The following is a 7,178-nucleotide window of genomic DNA, read 5'->3' on the forward strand; positions in this document are numbered from 1 at the left end:
AGATACAATATTGCCCTACGTTCGCACTCCCTGCCCGGTTATCCTTGTAAAGCATAAACACGTCGGCAGTATTCCTTGGACGACCCGATTCCGACTCGACTTTTCCCACGTAAGAACCACAATAAAGAATGTCTATATCTTTTAAGTCATTCAAAGCGAGAGTTATTCCATTGACAGGTTCAGTAAACACTTCAGTAATCGCATTCGCATCCCCCCAAACTCCCTCGTATTCCAAATCATTCTCATTCTGAATATAAAGCAAACGATCATGCAGAACATCAAGAGCAAAAGTTCCCGTAATATCCCCGGAGTAAGACATCCGTATCAAACGATCAATTTTCATTCCTCCTTCTATCGTGGCAGGAACATCAATGTATTTACCCGTGAACCATACATCCAGATTTTCCACCGCTTTCAAATATACCCCCCCATCTTCAGAGAGTAGAACATGACACTTTGAATTCGCCACTGCATCCTTGAAGTTCACGTTAGGTAACACACCATTCATGAAATCATCTTTCAAGTAAAGCGCCCGACGATAATCCTGATTTCCCATGTAAACCGGGCCAATACCCCCATTTTGAAGAAGAAGTAACATTCCGGGGGCTGACGTACTTCCACCTGCCAACCAATGGTTCATGATCTTCACCGGACGACCACCCAGTTCCTGCCCCTCATTCTGCGTCGGGTAATAATTCAACATTTCGCGGAAACGATACACGTAATTATCCCCCTCCCAACTACTCACGTCTTCAAGTATGGAGAAACAGGCCTTGCCATCCACCTCGGAAAGCACCATCCACGCCTCTGATGTCGATTCACTATTCGTTGGCCACATGGCTAATTCTTCATGAATGATTTGATAACCTGTCACCGTGTCTGTAATAAACAGGGAAATCCTTATGAAACCACCCATATCCGTCTCCCAAACCAACTTCTTGCCGAACCCGATCGTTTTCAACTCATCGGTAGTCCCATTCTCGGCAATCCACTCGAATTTCAAAGCGAGAGCCGTGGAATCACCCGTGTATTCAAGAATAGGTTCGACCTCCACCACGTCACCTACCGTTAAAGCCCAGAAACTCCCAAGCTCTTCCTCGTTCGTGATATAACCGAGAACTTTCACCTCAGGAATCCCCGTGTAGTCATAATTTCCCTTATCGTCAAAACAGCCGTAAAGGAAAAACATCACAACCGCACACCATATATATTTATGTATCTTCATGACATTCATTTTAATTATCCAACAATAGGAACACTCATTTCCACGTCTCCATCCATGACCGGAGTTCCGGCATTTTTCAATTCCAGCAAGTGGTATTTCAACTTCAAAGCGTAATACCTTAATTTGGTAGGACCAAAATTAGTCATATCACTAATGCCAGTAGCCTCGATAAATTCCGCGTATTTAGCATCACTATAATCACCCAGGTAATAACGTGCGATATGGGCATCCCACCAAGCCGGAGCTATCGCCTTCGAGGTAAAAGCAATCCGCTGACTACGTGCATTTTTTGTCGGTCCAATTTCGAAATCAGTTGTCGGGGAGACTTTCAAAACTACCCGGAACATCTGGTTATCCAATTTTGCCGTTTTGATCAATTTCAACACGAGCGTGTCACGTTCCTCGCCTGCCTGCCATATCCTCTCGGATTCGAAATCGAAATCCGTTCCCTTTACGGCAGTAGTCAAGCTCTCATCCACTTCAATCCGGTAGGTCATGTTCTCTGTCACCGGGTCTCCGGCAAATAACAACTCCAACCGAATATCATGCGTGGTCTCGTCCGGGTAAAAGAAAAAAGACTCGGTAATACTATCGGCCGTTATTCCCTTCGCGAAGTACAAGTACCTCGTCGAATCGTAAGTCGTGAACTTATCCTCGGAACAAGCCGCAAAAACGCATATGGCCACGAGAATTATAATTATGTATCTCATCTCAATTTACTTTTTTAGGTTTACAAATTCTAAAAGACCACTTCTTCGCTTTTAGGAACAGGCAACGTGTACAGGTTCCGGAAATCAACATTTTGTAGCCCGTCAAAAACAGGCAGGTTCAAGCGCTTGAACAAATAGAAAGATTGTCCTTCACCGATAAATTCCTTCCGGGCATCTGTCAACATCGCCTCGATATACCCCATTTCCGTGGTGATCGTGTTCAAGTCATCCATAGAAATATCACCCCGGGAACTTCTGATTTCTCGTAGCAAATCCACGGCCTCACTTACTTGCCCGATAGATGCCAAGTACTCACCCTTGATGTAATACAATTCACTCTTGCGTAAAATAGGAAGATATGCAACATCATTATTCCCTTTTTTACTCTTGATAGACAAGTAATTTCCGCTCAACATACTGAGCAAGCGTTCAAATCGCCCGTCAATCTGGTGCTGTGCCGGGAACAAATCATAAACATTACGTATATAAAGCGGTCGCTCGGCCGTCATAAATGGGGCATTTATATCTCCCGCACGGGTATTGTAAACATTAAAAACCACGTCACTCAACAGGCGACCATGCCCCGGCTCAATCCAGTCCATGTCTTCAAAGCCCCACGGTTCCCACTTACCGCCCATCGCGAAAGCCTCCTCGATAGCATCGTACGCTTTCTTTTTCTCTCCCATATAGGAATACACGCGTGCCAACATTCCCCGTATGGACGCCATGTTCAGACGAGAACGTTGGTGACCGAAGAATTCCGCGATTTCACTCTCGGTATTCCAATCCGTCCAAAAACGTTCCATGATATGCCACATCCGGATAACTTCCTCGTTATAATAATCACTATAAACAATGGCTGAATCCCACGGGACCATACACGTGTGAGCCTCCAGCAAATCACGCTCCACGTTCTCCAACACTTGTTTTACAGTCAATTTATTATTAATCACGGACTCCGAGCTAGTCACGTAAGGAATCCACGAGCCATTTTCATTCACCGTGGGAGCCGGGGCAAAAAGTCGGAGCAAATCGAAATGTACAAATGCCCGCACGGCAAGAGCCTCTCCCCGTATTTTCAACCGTTCGGGTTCACCAAGCTCGAAAATACTGTTGGAGGCTTTATCCACGTGTTCGATAATATTATTACAATCGGCAATGACCTTGTACATCCCCGACCAAATTCCGTCGATTATCGACAGGACATTGGCATTTTCGTACTGGCGATCATTCACCTCTTGGTAGGCATTATCCAAATTCTGCCGGACATAATACTGTCCTAGAACATCCAGAAAACCCCACGTCAATTCCTGGGCATACAGACTACTGCTCCCCAGACTTTTATACAAACCGTTCACCTGCATCCGGAAACCGTTTCCCTTCTCGTACAGGTCATCACTACTCACTTGGGTTTCCGGGCTTACCTCGAACCAATCATTACAGGAAGTCAAGGCAAAAAATAGGAAGAATCCCATGATATATCTTATTGTTTTCATAATCACAAATTTAATTCGATTAGAATCTAACATTCACGGAAAAGTTTACCGAATTTGCATACGGGTAACTTAAACCTCTTTCAGCCTTCACCGTGGAAAGCCGCCACAGATCGTTCGTTCCGACTTCAATCCGGATATTCTCGATCCCGATCCGTTTCAACATCTCCCGGTCCAACTCGTAACCAATCGTCATGGAATTCCAACTCAACACGTTATTCCGCTGCATAAAACGGGAAGTCGGATCGGTGGTCTGCCTGTTATCCTTAATATCCTTATACATGACGACATCCCCGAATTTCTTCCAACGTTGGCTCATGGCACGACGATCCACGTTATATTCCTCAATCTTGGCATTTTCCACCTTGTCAATCAGCGTCTCGTTATAGAAATCGCCACCAAATTCATACAGGAAACTGGTACTGAACGTGATGTTTTTCCACCGTAAATTCACGCCGAAAGAACCGGTACCCCAAGGCATTTCATCCCCGATATTTCGCATCTCGGTGGCTATCCAATCGTAGCTCACCGTCCCATCCCGGTACACGTAAAGTTCCTGCCCGTTTGCAGGGTCTATCCCTAAGGATTTCAACCCGTACTTCGCGGAAAGGGATTGCCCTTCCTCGTATTTCGTCATCACCCGGTTCAAATTTGGATTGTCCTTGTCCCAGAGACTTTCGATTTCTTGGTTGTAATACTCGTTCACCGCATCATTATAAGCCTTCAAGGCATCGGATATTTTCTTTATCTTGTTCGTATTGTGTGCTAAATTGGCAAAAACAGCCACGTACCAATCCGCAGTACTAAGCAAGTCACTCCGAAACTGGATCTCGAACCCCTTGTTCTCGACCTTTCCCATGTTACTCTTGTACGTTCTGAACCCCGTGGAACTCGGCAACGTGACATCGGTGATCAGGCCGTTCGTGATTTCATTATACCATGAAAATTCAAGGTAAAGTAGATTCTTCAATAAACCCAACTCGAAACCGACGTCGAATTTATTGGTCTTTTCCCATTTCAGATCCCGGTTTCCGCGGGTCGTCATCAAACTTGACGCCGGACCGGAAACATACCATTCGTCAATATCAATCTCGTGAGTAGGAACTGCCGCGTATGGTGCAAAATTCACCTTACCCGTTTGCCCGAAGGAACCCCGTATTTTAAGATGATTGACAAAACCGTATTTCTCCATGAATGCGTACTTGTGAATATTCAATCCCAAACCTCCTGAAAAGAAAGGAGCATAACGTTTGTCGGAACCGAACTCGGAAGAACCGTCAATTCGAAGAGATGCATCCAGAAGGTATATATCCTGATAAGAGTAGTTCAAACGGGCGAACATACCGAATAGACGAGTTTGCACTTCTTGGAAATTAGGTTTATAAGGCATCGACCGGGCAAATTCGGGTGAAGAAAACTCGGCAGACTGAAACCCTTTATAAGTTCCGGTATTCGTGCGCCTGCGTGTCGTTTTTACTTCCAATCCACCCCCGACATTGATGTTATGACTATTGATCGATTCATTATAGGAAATAGCCAGTTTCCCCTCCCACGAGGTGTATTCCGTGTTCGTTAAAGTTAAACTCCCCACGTTAGTCCGGTCATCACCATATTCCAGATTATTTTTAACGGACAAAGGATCAATAAAAGCCTCCCGTTTACCCGTGGAATGGCTGATGCCCAACTCTCCTTTTACCCAGAAAGTAGGCTTGATAAACCAATTCACGCTCAAGTTCTCAACCAGCACGTTAGTTTGTCCCTTGTCATAATTACCCAAATCGGCCTCGTATAACGGGTTGTACGGTTCGAAATCCAGTACCCGCGACCATTGTAAAATACGCAACATTTTACCGTCATCATCCTTGTAGCGCTCGTAAGGTAACATCTTGGTATATTGCGAGAATTCCCCGTAAGGAGATTCCTTCTCTTTTGTCACACCATAACTGATATAATTACTCACCTGTACTTTTGAGGTCGTGTAATAAATCGAGAATCCAGCATCGATACGATCCCGGTAAGATCCTTTCATGACCCCATTCTCGTTATTATACCCTAAATCAATTCCGTAACGGAATTCCTCGTTTCCCCCTTCCAGGTACAAACTATGCTTATGATTAAATTCTGTACGCAAGGGTTTCGCCAACCAATAGGTGTTCACTCCCTCCCGCACGTTTTTCAGTTTCCCCTGGTACTCCTCTATTCTTATTTTTTTAAACCAAAAATCCTCTCCTTCGGCCTCGTACATTCCGGATGCCACTTCCGCATCCAGTTTCTGGCGGGCATTCATCAGGTTGTAGTCGTTTAGGTTAGGCATGGAGATTGTCCCGACCATGTTGTAAGTCACCCGCACTTCCCCTGATTTGGGGGCTACCGTCGTGATGACCACCACGCCATTGGCAGCCCGGGAACCATACAATGCTGTCGCTGCCGCATCCTTGAGAATGGTTACACTCTCGATACGGTTCGGGTCCATGTCATACACTTTTTGTATCGTGGTCTCGAAATTATCCATGATGAAGATCGGCAGGTTGGGATTATTTTCCAAGGCTGATTTGGAGAGCGTGTTGCGGTCCAAATCCTTCACCCCGATACTCGATTGTCCCCGGATCTGCATCTCCGGTAAGGCGTTCGGGTCGGACCCCCATTGGTTATTGGTCTTCACCCGAAACGAGGGATCGTATACCTCCAAGGCTTTCATCACGTTGGTTTTAGAAACCTTCAGTAGTTCATCCCTCGAAACAGTCACGGAATTACCCGTAAAACTCGTTTTCCGGACATTACCGTAACCGGTCACGACCACTTCTTCCACCTCTTTCGTGTCAGATTTCATGCGCACTACTACTTCCCGCGTAAAGTTCGTGATCGCAACCTCTTGGGTTTCCATACCGACGAAGCTTACCAGCAAGTAGATCGTATCCATCTTGGGTAGACTGAACACGAACATTCCTTGGTCATTCGTACTTCCCCCGATGCTGGTTCCCTTCACGATCACCGTGGCTCCGGGCAGACTCATTCCCCTCTCATCCAACACTTTTCCACGGACGGTAACGGGCTCTAAGGTCTTCTGCCGCTTTTGGATCACGATCATGTTCTGAAACAAGCGGAAAGTATATTCCGTTCCCTCCAAACAGGCTTGAAGTACCTGTGAGGCCGGAACAGATTTGAAAGCATGTGTCACGGCCGGAATCTTCTGGATTTCCTCGTTATTGAAAAGGAAATCAAGTTTCGTGTGACGTTTGATGTAATTGATCACGTCTATAAAAGGAGCTTCACTGAACTCCACGGTCAATCTCGGTTCATCGTTCGACTGTGCCCGACTGACTCCGATTCCAAAGGACTGCAACAGGATCACCAGCATCAACAACGTGCCGACTCTCCCGCGTTTTGCAGATAGATTAGACTTCTTCTTTTTCATATAGATCAGTTTTAATTTTCATAAGGGTGAAACCTTGCTTAATATCATATCCCATTACGATTTCCCGCACGGGTCTCACCACGGTTTGTAGATTAGTTAGTAGGTATACTTCTCCCATTTAGAATACCTATGGTTCTATCAATTCATGTTTACATGTTAATTTCTTACGTGCTCTAATTTTGTTTAATGGTTATCATTCCATCCCTCAAGGAGAATTGTAGATTTGTCGTGGTACTTAATGCCTCCAACAGCTCTTTCAACGGCATAGTACTGGCAGGCGCCCCGGTAAAACGACGCTCTCTAATTCCCGGAACCGCATACAGTACTTCTACATC

At 45.5% G+C, this 7,178-nt stretch carries 5 protein-coding genes; all 5 read right to left on the reverse strand.

Annotation, left to right across the window (positions count from 1 at the left end):
• Positions 1 to 1,225, reverse strand: a 1,225-nt coding sequence (locus AB5542_RS20685) for a PKD-like family lipoprotein (protein ID WP_368243423.1), incomplete at its 3' end; no start/stop codon positions are given.
• A gap of 14 nt (positions 1,226 to 1,239) precedes the next feature.
• A complete protein-coding gene (locus AB5542_RS20690; RefSeq protein WP_279038506.1) occupies positions 1,240 to 1,935 on the reverse strand; it encodes a DUF4843 domain-containing protein in 696 nt (231 codons plus the stop codon).
• Between the two features lie 29 nt (positions 1,936 to 1,964).
• Positions 1,965 to 3,431, reverse strand: a complete 1,467-nt coding sequence (locus AB5542_RS20695; protein WP_158571830.1) for a RagB/SusD family nutrient uptake outer membrane protein — start codon at positions 3,429 to 3,431, stop codon at positions 1,965 to 1,967.
• Positions 3,432 to 3,450: 19 nt separating this feature from the next.
• Entirely contained in the window at positions 3,451 to 6,843 is a 3,393-nt protein-coding gene (locus tag AB5542_RS20700) for a SusC/RagA family TonB-linked outer membrane protein (RefSeq protein ID WP_279038505.1), read from the reverse strand.
• Between the two features lie 173 nt (positions 6,844 to 7,016).
• A complete protein-coding gene (locus AB5542_RS20705; protein ID WP_368243425.1) occupies positions 7,017 to 7,166 on the reverse strand; it encodes a DUF4974 domain-containing protein in 150 nt (49 codons plus the stop codon).
• Between the last annotated feature and the right edge of the window lie 12 nt (positions 7,167 to 7,178).

This window comes from Butyricimonas sp. RTP31003st1_G1_RTP31003_210430 (assembly GCF_040920905.1).
In the GTDB taxonomy this organism is placed as follows: domain Bacteria; phylum Bacteroidota; class Bacteroidia; order Bacteroidales; family Marinifilaceae; genus Butyricimonas; species Butyricimonas paravirosa.

Bases quoted from the DNA above. Each gene is read 5' to 3' on its own strand.
- AB5542_RS20690 (WP_279038506.1), bottom strand. From the start codon at position 1,935: ATGAGATACATAATTATAATTCTCGTGGCCATATGCGTTTTTGCGGCT.
- AB5542_RS20695 (WP_158571830.1), bottom strand. From the start codon at position 3,431: ATGAAAACAATAAGATATATCATGGGATTCTTCCTATTTTTTGCCTTG.
- AB5542_RS20700 (WP_279038505.1), bottom strand. From the start codon at position 6,843: ATGAAAAAGAAGAAGTCTAATCTATCTGCAAAACGCGGGAGAGTCGGC.